The organism is Polyangium sp. 15x6 (genome assembly GCF_029960785.1).
GTDB lineage: Bacteria > Myxococcota_A > Polyangia > Polyangiales > Polyangiaceae > Polyangium.
Genome location: NZ_JASBQE010000001.1, coordinates 39,271 through 60,106, shown reverse-complemented (window position 1 = coordinate 60,106; position 20,836 = coordinate 39,271). Strand labels below are relative to the sequence as shown.

13 protein-coding genes are annotated in these 20,836 nt (G+C 69.4%); 10 read left to right on the top strand and 3 right to left on the bottom strand.

Going from position 1 to position 20,836, the window contains the following annotated elements:
* Nucleotides 1-79: 79 nt before the first annotated feature.
* From QHF83_RS00190 to QHF83_RS00180, 3 genes are all read left to right on the top strand, one after another.
* A complete protein-coding gene (locus QHF83_RS00190; protein ID WP_282415670.1) occupies nt 80-796 on the top strand; it encodes a hypothetical protein in 717 nt (238 codons plus the stop codon).
* 121 nt (nt 797-917) lie between these two features.
* Nucleotides 918-2,033 (top strand): hypothetical protein, encoded by a 1,116-nt coding sequence (locus tag QHF83_RS00185; RefSeq protein WP_282415669.1) that lies wholly within the window; start codon nt 918-920, stop codon nt 2,031-2,033.
* A 128-nt stretch (nt 2,034-2,161) separates the two neighbouring features.
* A complete protein-coding gene (locus tag QHF83_RS00180) occupies nt 2,162-3,922 on the top strand; it encodes an amidohydrolase family protein (RefSeq protein WP_282415668.1) in 1,761 nt (586 codons plus the stop codon).
* Between the two features lie 6 nt (nt 3,923-3,928).
* Here QHF83_RS00180 and QHF83_RS00175 read toward each other — a convergent pair whose 3' ends face one another.
* Genes QHF83_RS00175 through QHF83_RS00165 form a run of 3 tightly spaced genes read right to left on the bottom strand, consistent with a single transcriptional unit; the run spans nt 3,929 to nt 8,880 of the window.
* Nucleotides 3,929-4,753, bottom strand: coding sequence for a nucleotidyltransferase domain-containing protein (locus QHF83_RS00175; protein ID WP_282415667.1), 825 nt, complete (start codon nt 4,751-4,753; stop codon nt 3,929-3,931).
* Nucleotides 4,754-4,760: 7 nt separating this feature from the next.
* Nucleotides 4,761-6,026: a nucleotidyltransferase domain-containing protein gene (locus tag QHF83_RS00170; protein WP_282415666.1), complete on the bottom strand. Its 1,266-nt coding sequence runs from the start codon at nt 6,024-6,026 to the stop codon at nt 4,761-4,763.
* 10 nt (nt 6,027-6,036) lie between these two features.
* On the bottom strand, nt 6,037-8,880 hold the full coding sequence (locus tag QHF83_RS00165) for a CHAT domain-containing tetratricopeptide repeat protein (protein ID WP_282415665.1): 2,844 nt from the start codon (nt 8,878-8,880) through the stop codon (nt 6,037-6,039).
* 50 nt (nt 8,881-8,930) lie between these two features.
* On the opposite strand from QHF83_RS00165, the gene QHF83_RS00160 reads away from it, so the two are divergent.
* The 7 genes from QHF83_RS00160 (at nt 8,931) to QHF83_RS00130 (ending at nt 20,827) form a co-directional block, all read left to right on the top strand.
* Nucleotides 8,931-12,659, top strand: a complete 3,729-nt coding sequence (locus QHF83_RS00160) for a WGR and DUF4132 domain-containing protein (protein WP_282415664.1) — start codon at nt 8,931-8,933, stop codon at nt 12,657-12,659.
* A complete protein-coding gene (locus QHF83_RS00155; RefSeq protein WP_282415663.1) occupies nt 12,656-13,741 on the top strand; it encodes an AAA family ATPase in 1,086 nt (361 codons plus the stop codon). The genes QHF83_RS00160 and QHF83_RS00155 overlap by 4 nt, the downstream gene beginning before the upstream one ends.
* Before the next feature lie 4 nt (nt 13,742-13,745).
* Nucleotides 13,746-15,986, top strand: coding sequence for a DUF5682 family protein (locus QHF83_RS00150; RefSeq protein WP_282415662.1), 2,241 nt, complete (start codon nt 13,746-13,748; stop codon nt 15,984-15,986).
* A complete protein-coding gene (locus QHF83_RS00145) occupies nt 15,983-17,116 on the top strand; it encodes a VWA domain-containing protein (protein ID WP_282415661.1) in 1,134 nt (377 codons plus the stop codon). Before QHF83_RS00150 ends, QHF83_RS00145 begins: the two co-directional genes overlap by 4 nt.
* On the top strand, nt 17,113-18,945 hold the full coding sequence (locus QHF83_RS00140) for a hypothetical protein (RefSeq protein WP_282415660.1): 1,833 nt from the start codon (nt 17,113-17,115) through the stop codon (nt 18,943-18,945). Before QHF83_RS00145 ends, QHF83_RS00140 begins: the two co-directional genes overlap by 4 nt.
* Nucleotides 18,946-19,016: 71 nt before the next feature.
* Nucleotides 19,017-20,222, top strand: coding sequence for a pyridoxal-phosphate dependent enzyme (locus QHF83_RS00135; RefSeq protein ID WP_282415659.1), 1,206 nt, complete (start codon nt 19,017-19,019; stop codon nt 20,220-20,222).
* 149 nt (nt 20,223-20,371) lie between these two features.
* Entirely contained in the window at nt 20,372-20,827 is a 456-nt protein-coding gene (locus tag QHF83_RS00130) for a hypothetical protein (RefSeq protein ID WP_282415658.1), read from the top strand.
* The last annotated feature ends 9 nt before the right edge of the window (nt 20,828-20,836 follow it).

Here is a 20,836-nt window from a genome sequence, read left to right as displayed (position 1 = left end):
GGTCTCGGTGCGTGAACGAAGCCGGCCGAGGCGCGCTCGCCCGGTCTCGGAAACGCGCAACGAAGTGGAGGAGGATCCCATGCTCAAGCACATCGCAGCCGCCGCTCTCGTCTCGACCTTCGCTCTCGGCGCCACGGCTTTCGCGGAGACGGGGGCTGGTCAGAACGCGGGGCTCAAGCAGCTCTCGTGGCAGCAGCTCCAGTCGGCCTGTCAGAATCCCGCGGCGTTCCAGAGCCAGCGCCAGCCGAACGCGATCCGGCTGACCTGCGAGGATACCCAGCTCGTCTGGGAGGCCGAGCAGACCGACCGCGTGGAAATGGATAACTCGCGGCAGATCACGGCGTCGCTGAGCTCGGACAAGTATTACATCATCCGGCAGGACCAATCGGTGCCGATGAGCGTTTCGCAGACGATGTGCCCGCGCTTCAAGGAGGTCCAGGTCTCCTATACGCAGAGCTTCTCGCTCTCGTGCCAGGAGATCCAGAACTTCCAGGGCAACATGAACGATTTCTGCAAGGCGCGCCTCGACACCGCGGTCAAGGGCAACCAGCAGCTCGCCACGCGCGCCGCGACGGGTCGCGTGTACGATATGTGCGCGGCGCCTCAGCTCCTGAACGAGCCTCCGAAGGCCCCGGCGCCGGTGGCTCCGGTCCAGAACGGCGGCAAGGCGGCTCCGGCGCAGCCGGGCGGCGTGCAGCCGGCCATCCCGGGCGGGCAGGTCGGCAGCGTGCGTCCGGGCATCGGCGGGCAGCTCCCGTCGCTCCCGGGCCTCGCGGGCGGCCACAAGTCGCGGTGAACAAGTCGCGCTGACATGAAGTGAGCGCGCTCGTCAGGCGGCCGGGCCGCGTGGCCCGGTCGCCTGGCCTTTTTTGAAAATCCCCTGAGCATTCCGGGACAAACATCCAAGGAGACGGCTCATGGCGATTCGCATCGTGACGACCTCTACCATCCTCGTGATCGGCCTCGTAGGCGCCGGTTGCGGCGTCGTCGGCACCACGACCACCGGCGGCGGCGAACCCGATTGCGAGCCGGCGGAGGATTGTCCGGACAACACGGGTGGAAACGGAGGTCGCGACGGAAGCGGCGGCGGCGGTACTGGCGGAACGGGTGGTACCGGCGGCACCGGCGGCACCGGCGGCACCGGCGGCACCGGCGGCACCGGCGGCACCGGCGGCAGCTCGGCGACGGGTCAGCCCCTTTTCTGGGTCGAGAAGGGAGAACGCACGGCGGAAGCGACGAGAAAACCCTGGTCGTCCTGGTGGTATCCGCTCTGGGAGGACACCCTGTTCCAGGGGAAAAACGGCGAGCTCTCGACGCTCGAGAAATACGACACCTGGGCGGAGAGATTCGCCAATACGCGCACGTCGGCCACGGCCTACGAGCGCAAGGAGCTCTACCAGCCGCGCGCGGCCCAGTGGTCGGGTCTCTGCGACGCGTGGGCCCTGGCGTCGATCCTCGAGCCCGAGCCGACGCGCTCCGTGACGCGCGGCGACGTGACGTTCACGGTCGCCGATCAGAAGGCGCTCCTTCTCAAGACGTACGAGAAGGTCCCGCCGCTCACGATCGTCGGCACCCGATTCGACGGCGAATGGGACGACGTCTACGAAGACGTCCGGCCCCACGAGCTGCACCGGGTCATCGAGACGGAGCTCATCGGCCGCAAGCGCGCCTTCATCATCGACGAGGACGCGGGCCCCGAGGTGTGGAACGAGCCGGCGTGGAAGACGATCACGCGGATCGAAAAGGACGAGGACGACAGCACCGTCGCGCACGTCCGCACCTGGCTCTTCCTCGCGAGCCCGCACGTCGACGATCACAATTTCGTGGGCACGATCGAGGACGCGCGCGAGTACACGTACGACCTCAAGGGCAAGTGGCAGGGGGATCGATTCGGCGTGACCTCGAGCGCCTGGACCGACCGATCGCAATGGGACCACCCCGATTACGCGATCATCGTGCCCGACCGCCTCCCGCGCGGCAGCCACAACCCGCAGATCCGCACCGAGCTCGTCGATCGCATCCGCGGCCGATAAAGAGCGGCCTCCGGGGAGCGAGGCCGAAACCTCGCTCCCCCGCGGCTCCTCCGTCCGAGACGCGTCCCTTGCACGCCGGGTCCGAATGCGCTTGCCAGGGCCTCGGGCTTCGGCCGATGATCGGCGCCATGTATGACGTCAAGATCGTGGGCGGCACCCTCGTCGACGGCACGGGCGCGCCGCGCTCCTCCGGCGATATCGGCATCAAGGACGGCAAGATCGTCGACGTCGGCAACTGCCCCGAGAGCGCCGCGCGCACGATCTCCGCCCACGGTGCCCTGGTGCTCCCTGGCTTTCTGGATATCCACACGCACTACGACGGCCAGATCTCCTGGGACGAGGAGCTCGCGCCCTCGTCGCTCCACGGGGTCACGACCTGCGTGATGGGCAATTGCGGCGTCGGATTCGCGCCCGTGCGGCCGAGCGACCACGAAAAGCTCGTCGAGCTCATGGAGGGCGTCGAGGACATCCCCGGCAGCGCCCTCGCCGAGGGCCTCACCTGGGGCTGGGAGAGTTTTCCCGAGTACATGGACGTCCTCGAAAAGAGGCCACGCGCGATCGATTTCATCTGCCAGGTCCCGCACGACGCCCTGCGCGTGTACGTGATGGGCGAGCGTGCCGTCGCCGAGGAGAGCGCGACCGAATCCGACATCGAATCGATGCGCGCGCTCCTCCGGGAGGCGCTCCTCGCCGGCGCGGCCGGCTTCTCCACGGGCCGCACCGACAACCACAGGAGCGCCCGGGGCAAACCGACCCCCGGCTCCGAGGCGCGCGAGGGCGAGCTCTCCGGCATCGCGCGCGCCTTTGCCGGCCTCCCGCACGGCGTCATCCAGGCCGTCAGCGATTTCGACATGTTCCGCGGCGAGGAGATCTTTCCGGCCGAGTTCGACCTGCTCGAACGGATGGCCGAGGCCTCCGGCCGCCCGCTCAGCGTATCCACCATGCAACGCGACCACGCCCCGCGGCAATGGGAGCGCATTTACGAGCGCGCCGAGCTCGCCGCCCGCGCCGGCCGGGACATTCGTTGCCAGGTCGCGGCGCGCCCCATTGGCGTCTTGCTCGGCCTGACGGCCACGTTCCACCCGTTCATGGGCTTCCCGAGCTACAAGGAAATCGCCTCGTTGCCACTCGAAGCGCGCGTCGCGCAGATGCGTGATCCCGCCTTCCGCGCCCGGCTCCTCTCGGAGAAGAGCGGAAAGGTCGCCGGGGACGGCAGCCCCTTGCCGCCGCTCGCGGACTTTTTCCTGGCAAACCCGCTCCTCGTGGCGATGCGCCTCTTCCGGCTCGGCGAATCGCCCAATTACGAGCCTTCCGGGCTCACGAGCCTCGCGGGTGACGCGACGCGCGGGGGATTGCCGCTCCTCTCGGTCATCTACGACGCGATGCTCGAGCAGGACGGCCGCGCGCTCCTCTATTTCCCGCTCTACAACTACACCGAAATGAACCTCGACGTGGTGCGCCGCATGCTCCTGCACCCGCTCTCGCTGCCGGGGCTCGGCGACGGCGGCGCGCACGTCGGCACCATTTGCGACGCGAGCTTCCCGACATTCTTGCTCACGCACTGGGCCCGCGACCGGGCCGAGGGCAAGATCCCCGTGGAGCGCCTCGTCAAAATGCAAGCGCACGACACTGCGCGGTTCCTCGGCCTCGACGACCGCGGCACCTTGAAGCCGGGGCAGCGGGCGGACATCAACATCATCGATTTCGACAACCTGCGCCTCCGGTCCCCCTTCATGCAGCACGACCTGCCGGCCGGCGGGCAGCGCCTCATGCAGCAGGCGGAGGGCTACGTGGCCACGCTCGTGGCCGGCGAGGTCATCGTGGAGAACGGTCGATTCACCGGGGCACGGCCGGGACGGCTCGTGCGGGTGGGGAAAACGCGCGGCTGAAGCGCCTCAGAATCGCTCTTTGCGAAGCGCGATGAGCCAGGTCGAGAGCGCGCGAAACGCCTCGTCCTTGGGCATCTCGGGCAGGACCGATTCGTCACGCGCCTCTTCGAGCATCCGCATCGCCCGGTCGAGGCTCGCGCGGAATCGCTTCGCGTCCTTCGCGGACAGCTTCGTTCGTTCCCCGGCGCGCTTCATCGTGACGAGCGCGTTCGCCTCCTCGAACCCGTATTCGGGGAACAGCCGCGCCACGTCCGTCACCACCTCCCCCGCGCGGAGCAGATGTGTCCCCGTGAGCGCCGTGCGCAGCACGTAGAGCACGCGCTTCGCCGTCGTCCCGCCCTCCTCCTCGGCCGCCTTGCGCTGGTTCTGGGCGAACCCCGCGTAATGCCGGAACACGCGCCGCGACAGCGCCGCGCGCACGAGCGGGCGCAGCCCTTCGAGCAGCGGGCTCTGCACGAGCGCGGGCGCGCCCAGGATCCGCTCCAAGTAATTCCCATTTCCCCCGACGATCCCGGCGAGCACGGGGCCGATCTCGTTCGAGGTGTAATCGATCTCCACCCCCTCGATCACCTCCATGCGATCCCGCGCGGCCGGCGCCATTTCGAGCCCCACGAGGAGCGACGTCGACACCACGTGCACCGCCTTCAGATCGAGATCGCTGTCGGGCGAGGCGAACCCGTACGCGTGCGCGCCGCTCAGGAGCACGACGAGGTGCTCGCGCGCCTTGCCCTCTTCTTCCAGGACGCCCCGCGCCACCTTCGCTTGCGCGTCGGGCAGAGCGTCGAATTGCATTACGAGCTTGCCCGCCTGCTCACCCTTTTCCTTCGTCATTCGTCCCTCATTCGTCCCAGCGCGCCTCCGGCGCGGCCGGCGCGTCCTTGCCGAAGGGCCCCTCCCTGCCCTCGAAAAACCTCCGCGCGGCCTCCTCGCGGACCCTGCGCAAAGCCATCTCGGCCCGCCGCACGTCCGCGCGCCGCGGCAGCTTGCTCTCCCGCCGCGCCGCTTCGAGCTCCGGCGTGAGCGACTCCGCCAGCGTGATCACCTCCGCGAGCGGCACGCGCCCCTTCTTGATGTCGAGCAGCACGGGCCGGAGCTCGTCCCGCACGCGAAGCTCCGGCTCGCCCGTCCGGAGCCACCGGATCGACAGATCGATGAGGCGCACCAGGTTGTAGGCATTCTTCGGCCGGAGCTCGCGCGGCGAAGGCAACGATGAAACGTCACCCGCGCGCGCATACGCGGCGAGCGCCGTCCACTCGCGCCCTTCGAGCAGGCCCTGATCGGCCATCGAGCGATAGAGCTGCTTCAGATACTCGCGCGCGCGGAGCATCGCGTCCTCGGGCGTCGGCGCCACGATGTGCGTCTCCTTCGCGAGCCGCGCGGCCGCCTCGTCGAGCCCGAGCGTCGGATCCTCGCGCAGCCACCCGAGCACGATCGCGCGGTGCTCGGCGAGGCGCGTGTCGTGCGAGAGGCGCGAGAGCTGCGAGAGCGCGTAACGGCCGAAGCTCGCGTGGATCTCCACCGAGACGAACGCGTCGCGCGCCTCGACGAGCCAGCGGCCCATCGGGTCCTTCTCGCTCGCCGGCTGCGACGCGGCCGCGAACAGCATCTCCAGCGTGTTCGGATCGGCCCGGAGCGCCTGCCGGATCGCCTTTCCCATCTCCCAGTACGTGCGGCTGCCGTCCTCCGACACGAGGTCCTGCGGCGGCTCGACGAGCCCGGTCGTGAACGGGAACGGCAAGACGAACACCCCGCGCCGATCCTCGTCCGAGTTCTCGTCCGACAAACCCCACGTCCGCGACCCGACGACCGCGTCGATCACCACGCACGGCAAGAGCGCCGACCACGCGTCCTCGCGCCGCCGCGCGTAGCGCACCTGGCCGACCTTGCGCGGCACGAGCTCCTCGCGCGAATACCGCACGGTCCCCACGCCGACGACGAGAACATCGAAAAATCCCTCTCCGGACCCGACCACGCGTCCGAGCGCGCCTTGCGGGACCAGACGCTCGCCGAGCGTCCGATCCACGCGGGTCGTCACCTCCGTCCCATGCGGGAGAGGTACGGCGAGGGGATCGACGTCCCCCATGCCGGAGAGCCTTCGCGACATGGGGCCAAGCTTATCGCCCCGCTCGCGCGCGAGCTACACGAATGCGGCGCGCGGCCGCGAGCGCGAAGAGCGCCAGAGCACCGGCCCCGGCCGCCTGCGTGCCCTCGTTCCTCCCCGCGACCTCGCATCCGCAGCCCCGCGCCCCGCCTTTTGGAACGGCGCCGCGCGCCGCCGACGCGGCTTCTCCCTTCGCGGGCATCACGCCTTCGAGCGGCCCCCACGCGCCGGACACGATGAAGCTCGCCCAGAAGTACGGGTGCTCGTACCCCGGCCGCTGGAGCAGGCGGATCTGCGATTCGCGCATCGCCTCGGCGCGCCCTTTTCCTTCGCGAAAGAGCTTCTGGTAGTAGCTCGTCATCAGGTCACGCGTCGCCTCGTCGTCCACCTGCCACAGGCTCATCACCTGTGTCTCGGATCCTGCGAGCACGAGCGCGCGACGCAGCCCTCGCACGCCTTCGCTCCCGGCGCGCAGGCCGAGGCCCGTCTCGCACGCGCTCAGCACCACGAGCTCCGTTCCTTGGAGGTCCAACGAAGACGCCTCGTACGCCGTGAGGATCCCGTCGTCGGCCTGCCCTTTTCGCACGTTCGCGCCGGCGAGCGCGATGCCCGAGAGGAACATCGGGTGCGGCACGGGCAGCTTGCGCCCGTCCACCTCCGACGCGACTTGCGGCAGGTTCTCGGGCGGAATTTCGAGCTCGAGCCCGCGCGCCTTTCCTTGCCCGGCCTTGCCGTCGTTGCCCAGGAAAAACCCGTGCGTCGCGACGTGCAGGATCCGCGGCGAGGAGACCTGCTTCAGCGCCGTCTCCGTGGCGACGCGTTCGAGCTTCACGGCCGGATCGGGCATGAGCGACCGGATCGCCTCCGCCTCCTCCGCCGTGCCCGGCAGCGACGTGAACTTCACCCGCGCAATCGTGGGCAGCGCGCCTTTCGGCGCCTCCGGCAGCGCCGTCGCCCCTGCCTCGCCCGGCGCATCGTAATCGGGGTTCGCCACGAGCAGCGGCGCCGACCGCTTCGCGCCGCCCGCGCCGAGCCGCAGGAGATCCCGCCCGGTCGAGAGATAAGTGAACGAATACTTCGAGATCAAATATTTACTGTCGCGACCGATCAGCGCGCCGAACGGCACCAGGGCGAGCGCCGCGTCGGGCGAGACCAAGACGTGCTTCACCCCGGCGAGTCGGTCGCTGACCTCCGCGAAGAGGACGTCGTGCAGCAACGCGAGCTGCGTCCCGGTATCGCGGAACTTCGCGCTCGGATCCGCGAGACCGCGGCGGATGATATCGACCTTCCGATCGACCTCGGCCGCGCTGACCGGCACCTGGTGGTGACGGATCGTCCCGTCCGGCCAGAGCACGTAGGCCATGTACTTCGGCACGCCGAGCCTTTCGCTCGCCGCGCTGTAGAAATGGGCGCTGCGCGGCTGGTACCGGACGAACTCCATCAGCACCGCGTCCTTCGGAATGCGGGCGGCGACGGCCTCGACCGTCACCTTCGCCTTTCCGCGGCGATATCCGGCGCTGTGCTCGGCGATCCGCGCCTCGATCGCGTCGGCCTCGGCGCGGAGCCGATCCGTCTCGGCGTTGTGCTCGTCCACCGTCATTCCGCGTGGCCCTCGCGTCATGGCGGCCGCGTACGCGCCACGCACACGGGCGAGCTCGTCCAGCAATTTGCGATCCTCGGGGCTCATGCGCTCGCGCAATGCGTTCACGTGCGCGGCCGACGCTTCGAGCACGCGCGCCTTGTTGCGCAGCACCGCGCCGAAGGCGAGGCGCGCGACCTCCGGCCGGCCGAGGCCATTGCTCGCGTATTCGAACGAGACCACCCGATCCATGATCGTCTCGAGGCGCGACGCATACAGCGTCTTGTCCTCTTCCGAGCCGCCGACGAGGGCGCTCTCCAGCCATGGCTCCTCGACGTCGAGCGCCTTCTCGTACAGATCGATGGCCTGCTTCCAGTCGATCCGCGTCCGCAGGAGCGCCCAGTCGCTATAAACCGAGGCGAGATCGGGGTGCCGGGGCCCGAGCGTCCTCGCGAGGATCGACTCGGCCTTTCGATAATGCTCCTCGGCGAGATCTTTCTGACTCGACCCCGTCAAGAACACCGCGATGTTGTGGTACAGCCGTCCCACGTCGGGGTGGTTCGTCCCGTGCACACGCTGGGCGAGCGGCAGGGCGCGGTTGTACTGCTCGGCGGCCTTGTCGTAGCGCCCCATGCCTCGATACAGCGCGCCGAGGCTGCCGACGTCGATGAGGAGCGAACGTTCGGGGCCATTCTTCTCGTGGAGCGCGATCGCTCGCAAAAACAGCTTCTCGGCCTGGGCCAATCTCCCGCTCGCCATGTAAAGCCCGGCGAGATTCGCGAACACCGTCCCGAGAGCCGATTCGCGCGCCGCGCCGCCCTTCTCTTCGAGGGCGATGGCGCGCTCGTAGGCCTTCTCCGCGCCCTTCGTATCACCCTTTTTCTTGAGCAACGTGCCGAGGTTGCCGACCGCCGTGGCGAGCAGATCGTCGGGCCCCTTCGTCGCCTCCAGAATCTCGACTGCGCGCCGCAAAAACCCTTCGGCCTTCGGGTAATCGCCCGTCGCGAGGTACATCCCGCCGAGATCGGACAGCGCCGAGCCCGTCTTCGGATGCTCTTTGCCGTACTTCTGCTCGCGCAGCGCCACGAGCTTCTGCGCCGCCGCGAGCGCCTCGCCGTACTTCCCCGCGCCGTAGAGCGCCTCGACGTCCTTTTCGATCGTCTCGTCGTCGGAGAGCGCCGCGGCGGGCTTCGCGGGGGCGTCCGCGCGCGCGGCCCCTCCCGAGAGCGTGCCGAGGGCGAGGGCGAGGGCGAAAGCGACGTTCGCGAGGCGACGCATCACGGGAGGTTCTACCATCGCTCGCCGCGCGCGTGGTAGCCTCCCGCGCCATGCGTCGGTTCGAGTTCGTGGAAGGGGCCTCGAAGAAGTTCTGGCAGATCGAGCGTGATGGCTCGCAACTCTCGATCCAGTGGGGCAAGATCGGCACGGCCGGTCAAAGCCAGGTCAAGGACTTTCCGAGCGATCAGAAGGCCCAGACCGAGCACGACAAGCTCGTCGCCGAGAAGACCAAAAAAGGATACGTCGAGGTCGCGGCACCGGACGCGTCGACGGCCCCGGCTCCCAAAAAGGCCGCCGCCGCGCCCGCGGAGCCGAGCGCAACGCCGCCCCCGGCCCCGAAAGTGGCGAGCGCTCCGCCGCCAGCCACGGACGAACCCGCGATGCCCGCGGCGACCGAAGCCCCCGTCGTCCTCGATATCGCTCAGGTCGAGGACATTCGTCGAAATGTGCACATGCCCCATCGCAAAGGGGTTCTCAGGCCCACGGCCGAGGAGCTCGCGGCCGATCCCTGGCAGGCCGTGCAGACGGCGTGGGCCGCCTGGGCGCCGTTTTGCCCGTGGGATCAAATGGCGATTCCCGCCGAGCTCGCGCCGGCCGTTCGCGAGGCGCGCGCCTTTCTCGAAGGCAAGGGCCCGACGCCGATCTCGCCGCTCGCCGCCGCCGTGCTCGACGATTTGCTCGACATGCCTCACGGCCCGCCCGCGTATCCCTTGCTCCGCGCGCTCGCCGATGCCTCGATCGCGAAAGACGGCCCGGGGTGGCTCCTCGACGCGGTCCTCGCGGTGACGCGTGTCCGGATCGAGCCGTGGCCGTATCAGATCCGCAACAAGGAGGCGAAAGAGTTCAGCGGTTTTTCCCTATATAAGGAGACCAGTGGCCCCTTCGAGCTCGACACGAACGGCACCCCTACATTCGCGTTTTACACACAAAACCTGCCCGACGACACCTACGGAGCCCTCATCGCGGCCATCACGACGCGCTGGCCCACGCTCTCCTACTGGCAGAAGCGCCTCGCGCTCGCGCTGATCCCCGACCACACGCCGCTCGCGGACGCGCTCGGCGAGGAATGGCTCGCCTGCGACGGGCACGTCGAGGGGTACGTCCGTCCCACGTGGGACAAGGACGGCATCAAGCCGGAGTTCCGTTTCGCGTATTCGCGCCCCATCCTCCTCAAGCTCGCGAAAAAAACCGTCGCGATGTCGTTCTCGGGCGGCTACCTCGGAGGGTATCTCTGGACGCTCCTCGACCTCTGCGGCGCGGACGTGGTCCCGGTGTGCCGGATCCATTGCGACAACGCTGATTACGCGGGCATCATCGTCGAGGGCCTCCAGGTCGCGACGCACGTCATCGGGCCCGAGACGGCCTCGCTCATGGTCTCCCAGCTCGCGCAGAAGCGCGAAATCGCCCAGGTCGCCGAGGAGTGGCTCGCGAAAAACCCCGCGCTCGCCGTCGCCCCGCTCGCCGACGCCATTGCCGCGGCCTCGACGCTCGGGGATCGCGCCGCGTCCGTGTTCCTCGGGATCGACCGGGCACACCCGGGCCTCGCCGACAAGATCGACCTTCGCCCCGCCGCGCGCACGGCCGTCCAGAAGCTCCGCGAAAAGATGGCCCCGCGGCCCGACGCCTCCCCGACCGAATTGCCCCGCATCCTCCTCGATCCACCTTGGATCTCGGGCCGGTGGTCCACCGCTTTGCCCCTCGTCGTACGCGTCGCGATGCAGCCTTACGCCGAGGTGCTGCACGACGCCTACGGGGAACTCTCGCAGGCGAAAGCGGACCGCGAGCAGACGCGAAAACACACGAAGACGTCCTTCGAGGAGGCGTCCGAGAACATCAACCACCGCTGGGTCGGCAAGTACGTCTCGGGCAGGATGAGCGAGCTCTCGGATGCGGACGTGAAACGCGCCTTTGCGGAGTGGCCCGCGAAGGCGTGGGACGCCGGCTACGGCCTGCTCGTCCCGCTCGTGGTCCTCGGCGTCGACGCGATCGGCGGGTATCCGCGTATTGCCTCCGCCAATGCCGCGCACTTCGCGTCCGCCCTCGCCGACGTCGTCGAGTCCCCGCGGCTCGCGACCTTCTTTGCCCACGCCCGCACCCTGAAATCCGCGCGCAAATCGGCGGAGCGGTGGTTTACGAAGTTCCCGAAGGCCGCGGCCACAGGCCTCATCCCGACGGCCGTCGGACCTCATTCCAAGGCGCGCGAGCACGCGGAGGAAGCGGTGCGATTCCTGGTCGCGAAGGGCCACGGCGAAATCGTCCGCGAGGCCGCCGAATCCTATGGCTCCGAGGTCGAGGCCGCCGTGAAGGCCGTCCTCTCCACGGACCCGCGCGATCGGTTCCCCGCGAAGCTGCCGAAGATCGGCGATTGGGCCAAACCCGAGGCCCTGCCGACGCTCCTCGTCGCGGGCCGAGCCAAGGGCTTGCCGCGATCCGCCGTCGAGGCCCTCCTCGTCATGCTGGCGATCTCCACGCCGGAAAACGTGTACGCCGGCCTCGAGGACGTGTTCACCGTCTGCGATCCCGCCTCGCTGGAGGAGTTCTCCTGGGCGCTCTTCAATGAATGGCAGCGGGCCGGCGCTCCTTCCAAGGAGGCGTGGGGCTTTCAGCAGCTCGGGCTGCTCGGCGGCGACAGCGTCGCGCGCAAGCTCACGCCGCTCATTCGCGCCTGGCCCGGGGAAAACCTCCAGGCCCGCGCCGTCTCGGGCCTCGACATCCTCGCGCGCATCGGCTCCGACCTCGCGTTGATGCACCTCAATGGCATCGCGCAGAAAGTGAAGTTCAAGGGCCTCCAGGAGAAAGCGCGCGCGAAAATGGACGAGGTCGCGCAGAACCGCGGCCTCTCCGCCGACGAGCTCGCCGATCGGCTCGTGCCCGACCTCGACCTCGACGAGGACGGCTCGCGCACGCTCGATTTCGGTGCGCGTCAATTCCGCGTCGGCTTCGACGAGGCCTTGAAGCCGTACGTCGTGGATGGGTCCGGAAAAACCCTCTCGGATCTGCCGAAGCCGGGCAAATCGGACGACGCTGCGAAGGCGAAAGAGGCCGATACGACCTGGAAGACGCTCAAGAAGGACGTCAAGGCGATCGCCCAGAACCAGATCACGCGGCTCGAACTCGCGATGTGCGCGGAGCGTCGCTGGGAGGTGAATTCGTTCCGCGCGCTCTTCCTCGAACATCCGCTGCTCGTGCACCTCGTGCGGCGGCTCGTCTGGGGCGTCTACACCGAGGAGGGCAAATACCTGAATGCCTTCCGCGTCGCCGAGGACAGCTCACTCGCCGACGCCGACGACGCGGCCTTCGATTTGCCGGACAACGCGCTCGTCGGCATCGTCCACCCGCTCGCGCTCCCGGACGCGACGCGCGCGGCGTTCGGCCAGATCCTCGGCGATTACGGCATTCTTCAGCCCTTCCCGCAGATCGGCCGCGACACGTATGCCCCGACGAGCGCCGAGGCGACCGACAACTCGATCAAGCGCCGCGCGGGGCAATTCGTCCCCGTGGGCAAGCTCCTCGGCCTCGTCGAGCGCGGCTGGCGCAAGGGCGAGCCCCAGGACGCGGGCTGGATCTGGGACATGGAAAAGCGTTTGCCCGGTGGCGTCGTGGCCACGCTGGCCCTCCGCACCGGCATCAGCGCCGACATGCAGTATACGGAGCCGAAGCAGGAGATCGGCGAGGTGTACGTCTCGAAAAACCGCGACGGTTTCAAGCTCGGCGAGCTCACGCCCGTGGTGTTTTCGGAGCTCGTGCGGGACCTCGTGCAGCTCGGGAGCGCCTCGTGAAAAAGAAGCAGGCGGGTTTGCAGCGCGCCTCGGCGGAGCTGCATTTCAAGGACGAGCTCGCGCGCCTCGCCGCGGAGGACACGGGCCCTCGCCCGCCCGGATGGAAGCTCTCGCCGCGGGCGGTGCGGGCCTTCGTGCTCGGCGATCCGGCGCGCGACATCAAGCCGAAATTCGTGGGCCATTCGGCGGTGATCGATCGGGCCATGGTCTCGCTCGCGACCTCGCGCGGGCTTCTGCTCATCGGCGAGCCGGGCACGGCGAAGAGCTGGCTCTCGGAGCTGCTCGCCGCGGCGATCTCCGGGCAATCGACGCTCACGGTGCAAGGAAGCGCGGCCACGAGCGAGGACCAGATCAAGTACTCGTGGAACTACGCCTTGCTCCTCGCCGAGGGCCCGGGCGAACGCGCGCTCGTGCCCGGCCCCGTGCTCACGGGCATGCGGGAGGGCAAGGTCGTTCGATTCGAGGAAATCACGCGTTGCCCGGCCGAGGTGCAGGACGGGCTCCTCTCGATTCTCTCGGACCGCGTCCTCACGATCCCCGAGCTCGGCGAGCAAGGCGTGGTCTTCGCGCGGGAGGGATTCAACATCATCGCCACGGCGAACACCCGCGACCGCGGCGTCAATGAAATGAGCGCTGCACTCAAGCGCCGTTTCAACTTCGAAACCCTCTTCCCGATCGGCGACCTCGCGGCCGAGATCGAGCTCGTTCGCCGTGAATCCACGCGCCTGCTCGACGCCTCGGGCGTGAAGATGACCTTGCCCGAGCCGGTGCTCGAAGTCCTCGTCACCACGTTCCGCGAGCTGCGCACGGGCGTCTCCGGCGACGGCCAGCCCGTCGAGCGGCTCTCGACCGTCCTCTCCACGGCCGAAGCGGTCTCCGTCGCGCACGCCGTCGGCGTCCGGGCGGCGTTCCTCGGCGACGGCGCGCCGCACCCGGGCGACGTGATCGATTGCCTCGCGGGCGCCGCGGTGAAAGACAACGCCGAGGACCTGGAAAAACTGCGGCGATATCTCGAAACCGTGGTGAGCAAGCGCAAGGCGCCGCATTGGGCCGCGCTGCACGCGGCGCGGTCGAGGCTCTAGGACCGTGTCGGGAACGCTCCACGTCGTCGGCGTGCGGCACCACAGCCCCGCGTGCGCGCGGCTCGTCGAGGCCGTGCTCGCGCGGATCGAGCCGGCCGTGGTGCTGATCGAGGGCCCTTCCGACTGGAACGTCAAAATGGCGGAGCTCGCGCTCGATCACGCGCCGCCCATCGCGATCTTCACGCATTACCTGACCGAGGACGGCCCGGTCTCGTCCTTCGCGCCGTTCTGCGCGTTTTCCCCGGAGTGGGTCGCGCTCCGCTGGGCCTTCGCGCACGGAAAAACCGTGCGGTTCTGCGATTTGCCCTCGTGGAGCAAGGCGTTCGTCGGCGTGCAGAATCGGTATCGCGACGAAGACGATCGATACGAACGAGCGATCGAGGCGCTTTGCCGCCGCACCGGCACCTCGGACCTCGACGCGTTATGGGATCACCTCTTCGAGGGCCGCCCCCCGGAGGAGCTCGAACCCGCGCTCGAAGCCTATTTTCAGCAGATCCGCGGCGATGCGGTGGCCGGCGAGCGTGATGCGCCGCGCGAGGCATTCATGCGGGACTATGCCTCCTGGGCGCTCACGCGCGGCGACGTCGTCCTCGTTTGCGGCGGGTATCATGCGCCCGCGCTCGCCTCCATCACGCCCGGCGGCCCCGAGCCCATTCCGCCGGTGCCCTCGCTCGGCGGCCAGAGCCACCTCGTGCCCTGGACCTATGCTCGCATGGATGCCTTCGCCGGATACCAGGCCGGCATGCCCTCGCCGATGTGGTGGGAGCTCGAATGGAAGCTCGGCGCGGGCGTGGCGGAGGCGATGCTCGATCGCAGCCTGGAAGCGTTGCGCAGGAACACGCAACGACCCACGGTCGCCGATCATATCGCGGTTCGCACGGGGATCGGTGCGCTCGCCGCATTACGCGGGCACGAGACGCCGAAACGCGTGGACGTGCTCGACGGGCTGCTCTCCGCGCTCGTCCGCGAGCCGCTCCCCGGCCCGCCGCCCTGGTCGCGGCGCGGCATCGTGACCGGCGATTTGCATCCGACGCTGGCGACCCTCCTCCGCACGTTCACGGGGGATCGGGTGGGCCGTTTGTCCGCGGAGACGGAGCGACCGCCGCTCCTTCGCGAGGTGCACGAGACGCTCGATCGCCTCGGGCTCTCTCCGCCGAGAAACCCGCAGGCGGTGTCGCTCGATTGGCGTATCGAGCGAGATCGCGAGCGATTGCGCGTCCTGCATCGATTGCGGCTTCTCGAGATCCCCGGATTCGTCCGGATTCATGGTCCGGCGTGGGGCACGGACGCGCGCATGGCCGAGGCCTTCAAGCTCGTATGGCGGCCCGATCAGGATCCGGCCATCATCGAAGCCTCGCGCTGGGGCTCGACGCTCGAAGGCGCGGTCTCCTTGCTTCTCTCGCACCGCCTGCTCGCGGCCGAGTCGCTCGGCGCGCGCGTGGACGCGCTCGGAGATGCCGCATTCGTGGGGCTCACGAAGCTCGCCGGCGAGATCCTCGATCTCGTGGCGAACGCGGTGGCCGCGACGCCCTCGTTCAGCGCGCTCGGGCCCGCGATCGAAAAACTCCTCGGCCTGTGGCGGCACGGCGAATGGCTCGAGGTCGTCGGCGCGCCGCTCTTTTCGCCCGTGCTACGGGCGGCCGGCGAGCGGTCGCTCTCGCTCCTCGCGGGCATTCAGGGGACGGATCTGCTCCCGGCCGACCTCGACGCGATGCGCTCGCTCGCCGAGCTTTTGCGCCATGGCGAGGCGCTCGACCTCCCTCCGGACGATACCCGCGCCGCGCTCGCGCGAAGGGTCGCGGACCCTGCCGCGCCCGCGATGCTGCGCGGCGCCGCGCTCGGCGCGATCTGGTTCCTCGACACCGAGGCCGCGCCCGTCGATTCGGCCATCGACGGCGCGCTCTTCGCTTCGTCGGAGGGCCGGCTCGGTGATTACCTCGCGGGGCTGTTCGCCCTCGCGCGTGGGCCCGCGCTGCGCGACGATCGGCTCATCGGCGCGGTCGACGCGGCCCTCGGAAAGCTCGACGACAATGCCTTCCTCGTCGCGCTGCCCGCATTGAGGCTAGCCTTTTCGTGGTTTCCTCCCGCCGAGCGCGCGCGCATCGGCGCGCTCCTCGCGGCGCGCTGGGGCAAACGGCCGGATGCTTCGTGGATCGGGGACGTCCCCGCCGATGTATTGCAAGCCGGCCTCGCGCTCGACGCGCGGGTGCTCTCGTGGGGCCGCGCGCTCGGGGTGCTCGAATGAGCACGTACGACGCGGAGACGCGATGGCGGCTGATCCTCGGACCGGCCGGAAACGACGGGCTCGGGGCCGCGGACGCCGGCGGGGGCGAGACCGCGGACCTCGAGCGCGCCCTCGCCTGGCTTTACGATCGCGAGACCGACGGCGAGGCGAGCCGCTCGATTGCGCGCGGCCGCCCCGGGAGCGGCCCCGAGCACCCGCTCGACGTGCCCGACTGGCTCAATACGATCCACGAGCTCTTCCCGAAAGAGGCGATCGAGCGCCTCGAATCGGACGCGCTGCACCGCTATGGCATCCTCGACGTGGTCACGCGAAAGGAGGCGCTCGAGAACGTCACGCCTTCGCTCTCGCTCGTCGAGGCCATCCTGTGCTGCAAATCCCGCATGGATGCCCATGTGCTCGACGCCGCCCGCGCGATCGTCGACAAGGTCGTCGAGGACCTGAAAAAACGCCTCTGCGACGAGATCGAGCACCGGCTCGGCGCGACGCCGTTCCGGCACCGGCGCTCGCGCTTCCGCGTGGCGCGGAACCTCGACGCGCTCCGGACCATCCGGAGAAACCTCCAGCACTGGGACCAGGACAAACGGCGGCTCATCATCGAGCGCCCCGAATTCTTCGCGCGCGTCCGGCGCTTCGGGCCGCGGTATCAGGTCATCGTGCTCGTCGATCAATCCGGCTCGATGGCGCGCAACATCATTCACGCGGCCGTGCTGGCGTCGGTCCTCTGGAAGCTCCCGTCCACGCGCTCGCACCTCGTCGTGTACGACACGGAGGTCGTCGATCTGACGCCATACGTGGACGATCCCGTCGAGCTCCTCTTGCGCGTTCAGCTCGGCGGCGGCACCGATGGAGCGAAGGCGCTGCGATACGCGGCGGAGCTCGTGGACATGCCACACCGGACGATCTTGCTCTGGATCACCGATTTCGAGGATCACGCGGACAAACTCGTCCGTGAAGTGACCGCGCTCGTCGGCGAAGGGGTCACGGTGTTCGGGGCGGCATCGCTCGACGATCAGGTGCGCGGCGCGTACGATCACGGCGTCGCGCAGGCGGTCGCGGACGCGGGCGCGCACGTGGCGGCCACGACGCCGCGCGAGCTCGTGGGCTGGCTCGTGGAGAGGATCCGGCGATGAGGGCGGATCTCGCGGCCCTGACGCCGGAGGCGCTCGCCGCGATGGCGAACGTGGGCCTCGTGAAGCGCGCGCAGCGCGAAATCGAGGCCGGACAGGGGCCGAAGGTCCACGAGGAAGCGAATGGCGCCGTCGTCGCGACGTTCCCGGACGGCATTTCGACGCGCCTCCTGCCGGGCAAGGCGCTGAAGGACACGCCCTGCGGCTGCGGGGCGAAGACGGTTTGTCGCCATCGCATCGCCGCGGTGCTCGCCTACGCGGCGATGGCCGGGACCGAGACGCGGCCACCGTGGGAGATCAGCCCCGAGGAGCTTCTGGTTTGGCTGGGCGAACGGGCGCCGCTCGTGGACGCCGCCGAGGCCGCGGGGGTCGAGGTCGAGCTCGGGACGAATCCGCCGATCGCGCGTTTCTCGGGGTGCACCGTGCGCTTCTTGGCGGGGGCCGATCTCGCGCACGCGCGGTGCGATTGCGCGACGACGCGGTGCGCGCACGTGCCGCTCGCGGTCCGGGCATTTCAGCGGCTCTCCGTGGAGGATCGGGCGCGCGGCGCGGGGCACGTGCGCCTCGGGCCGCCGCCGAAACCCACGATTCCGGCGGCCATGCTCGCCGGTGTGGAGGGGCTCCTCGGGCGAACCCTCGCGCGTGGGCTCGCGGATGCGCGCGGGCTCGCGCAGGCGCGCGAGGAGGTCCGCGCGCAATTGAACGAATACCCCTGGCTCGACGGCCTGATCGAGGACCTCGAGGCGCAACGCGAGGCGTGGGAGATTCGCTCGGCATTACACGACGCCGGAGAGGTGCGGAGGCTCCTCGCCGAAGGATGGGCGCGGCTGCGGGCGGCGAGGGGCGGCGGCGAGCCTGCGACGTTACTCGGGCTCGGCGAGCCGCTCGAAGTCCCGCTCGACCGGGCGCGCCTGCTCTCGCTCGGCGCGCGGCTCTTGGCGGCGGGAACGGCCCGAGCGCTGGAAGTGCTGTTCTGGGACGGCGCCACGGTCGTGTCGTGGAGCGTGGCGATTCCCGACAAGGTCGATCCAGCCTCCATGATCGCGGTCGCGGGCACGCCGCTCGCGGTCATGGCCGGCGGGCAGGTCCTCTCGCGCCACCTCGTGCGTTTGGCGAGACGCACCATCGAGATCCGGCGCGGCAAGGACACCACGGTGATCCCGCAGCGCGGCGCGTGGGGCGACATCCCCGCGCCCTTTGGTTTCCCCGGGCCGAGCGCGCTCCTCGCCGACGAGGTGGGCCGGCCTCCCTCGTTCTTGCGCCCGCGCGCCCGCACGGCGGCGCTCCGGATCGTCGCGACGAACGGAGGGGTCCAGGGTTTGTCATGGTCGCCCGGACGTCAAACGCTGTCGGGGTGGATCGAGGACGACGGCGCCCGGCTCCGCGTGGAACGAGCGCACGAATGGTTTGCCCCCGGCGCCATCGCGGCGCTCGCGGAGGCGCTCCCGTCGGCACGTTACGTCTCGGGCTGGCTGCGTGAATCGCGAGGCGGGCGTGTGCTCGAGCCGATCGCGGTGGTCACGGATCGTGTCGTCATCCCGGATCTCGCGCCGGCCGCGCCGATCCCCGCGCTGCCGATCGCCGCGCCCGAGGCTCCGGACGTGCTCGGCGACGCGCTCGGGCGGCTCGAATCGGCCCTCGACGCGCTGGCCCAGGACGGCGTGCTTTCGGCGCGGATCCCGCCGCTCGCGCCGGCGCTCGAGCACGTCGGATTGCGAGCGATGGCGGCGATCTATTCGCGGCTCGAGGCCGCGCGGGCGGCGGGGGACCTCGGCGAGGCGACAAAGGCCTTTGCCGACGCGGCGATCTCGGTGGCGCTGGCGCGGGCATGAGCGAGGCCGTGAAAAGCACATGCCGCCGGGTTCGAAAAACCGCCCGCGGGCGTTGAGGGCGACGGATGAACATGGACCGACGCACCTTCTCGGCCCTCGCGCTCGGCGCGCTCGTCGGGTGTGAGGAACGGACGGAGGCCCCCGCACCCGCCGCCGCTTCCGCTTCCGCTCCCGCCGCCGCTTCTGCTCCCACCTCCGCGCCCGCGCCTGCTGATTACGTCCCTCCCCTGTTCCGCGCCCATCCGGGCCTCGCGCCGCACCTTCCGCGCCTCCCAATCGGCCTTTTGCCCACGCCCGTCGAACGCGCAGCAAAACTCGGCGAAAAGGCCGGGCTCGCCGGGCTCCACATCAAGCGGGACGACCTCGCCGGCGCCGCGTACGGCGGGGGCAAGACACGCAAGCTCGAGTTTTTCCTGGCGGAGGCCCGCGCGAAAGGCGCGCGCGAGATCGTCACGTTCGGCGCCTTCGGGTCGAATCAAGCCGTCGCCACGGCCCTGTACGGCGCGGCGCAGGGATTTGCGGTCACGCTGCTGCTCGCCCCGCAGGCGCCGAGCCCGTACGTCCGGAAAAACCTGCTCGCCGCGCGACGCGCCGGGGCCACGATCCGGGTCGTGACCGGCGGGGTTGCCGAGGCCGAGGCACTGGCGAAACGAATGGCAAAGGCGGCGAAAGGCGTCGCGCCGTATCTCGTGCCACCCGGCGGCTCTTCTCCGCTCGGGAACCTCGCGTTCGTCAATGCTGGCTTCGAGCTCGCCGAGCAGGTCGGCGACAGGCATTGCCCTCTGCCCGATTGCGTCTATCTCGCGATGGGCACGATGGGCAGCGCGGTCGGCCTTGCGCTCGGGCTCGAGCTCTCCGGGCTCCGGACCGAGGTCGTCGCCGTGCGGACGTCGAGCCCCGAGACGTCGAGCGAGGCGCGGTTTTTCGCGATGGCCCGAGAAACCGTGGCTTTCGCGCGCTCGCTCGATCCGACCTTCCCCGACGTGCGCCTCGGCCGCGCGCGCGTGCGATTCGCGACGAACCATCTCGGCGCCGGCTATGGCGCCCCGACACGAAAAGGAGAACGGGCGATCACGCTCGCCGCCGAGACGGAAGGGATGACGCTCGAACCGACCTATACGGGAAAAACCCTCGCGGCTTTGCTCGACGACGCCACGCGCCTCGCGGGGAAAGTCGTGCTCTTCTGGAACTCGCAGAACAGCCGACCGCTCGTGACCGAAGGCGTCCGGCCCGAGGATTTTCCTCCCATTCTCCGGGGAATTGTCGCCGAGCGCTGAACGCCGTACGCAAAGCGGTGGGTGCCTCTTCTCGTTCCCTCGAAGGCACGAGCGAACGTCCAGAACGGCAAGTTTATTGCTAGAGCGATACGTGTGGCGCGTTTTTGATCACCGCATGGGCCGCGACGGTTCAGGAGGGAGGATGCACCATGAGAAATTCGATTCAATCCATACTGTTCGGGGCCGCGGTGAGCCTTCCGCTCCTCACCGCCGGTAGCGAGGCCAGGGCCACCATTGCGGGCGCGAACGTCGATTTCCACGGCGGCCTCCAGTTCCATTTCATCGAAGGAGCCACTCCGGGCTCGCAGATCAACTGGCAAGCGACGGCGAAGGCGACAGCCTACTACATCTGCCGCGTCACGTTCAGGCCGGAGCCGCCCCACCAGCGGGTGATGGGACGCACCGGGACGTCCACGGCCAACGCGGCTGGGCAGGTGGATGTCGTCATCAGGATCGCCCCACCGCCTCCAACGCCGCAGATGTTCGGGATGTGTCCGCCCAGCCAGTTGAAGCTTCGCCGAGTCGAATACAGGGACATCCATGTCACCAGCAACGCCGGCAATCACCACTTCGCAGGGCCGGTCTCGCGGAACCTGGCCTTCTGACGGGCCCTC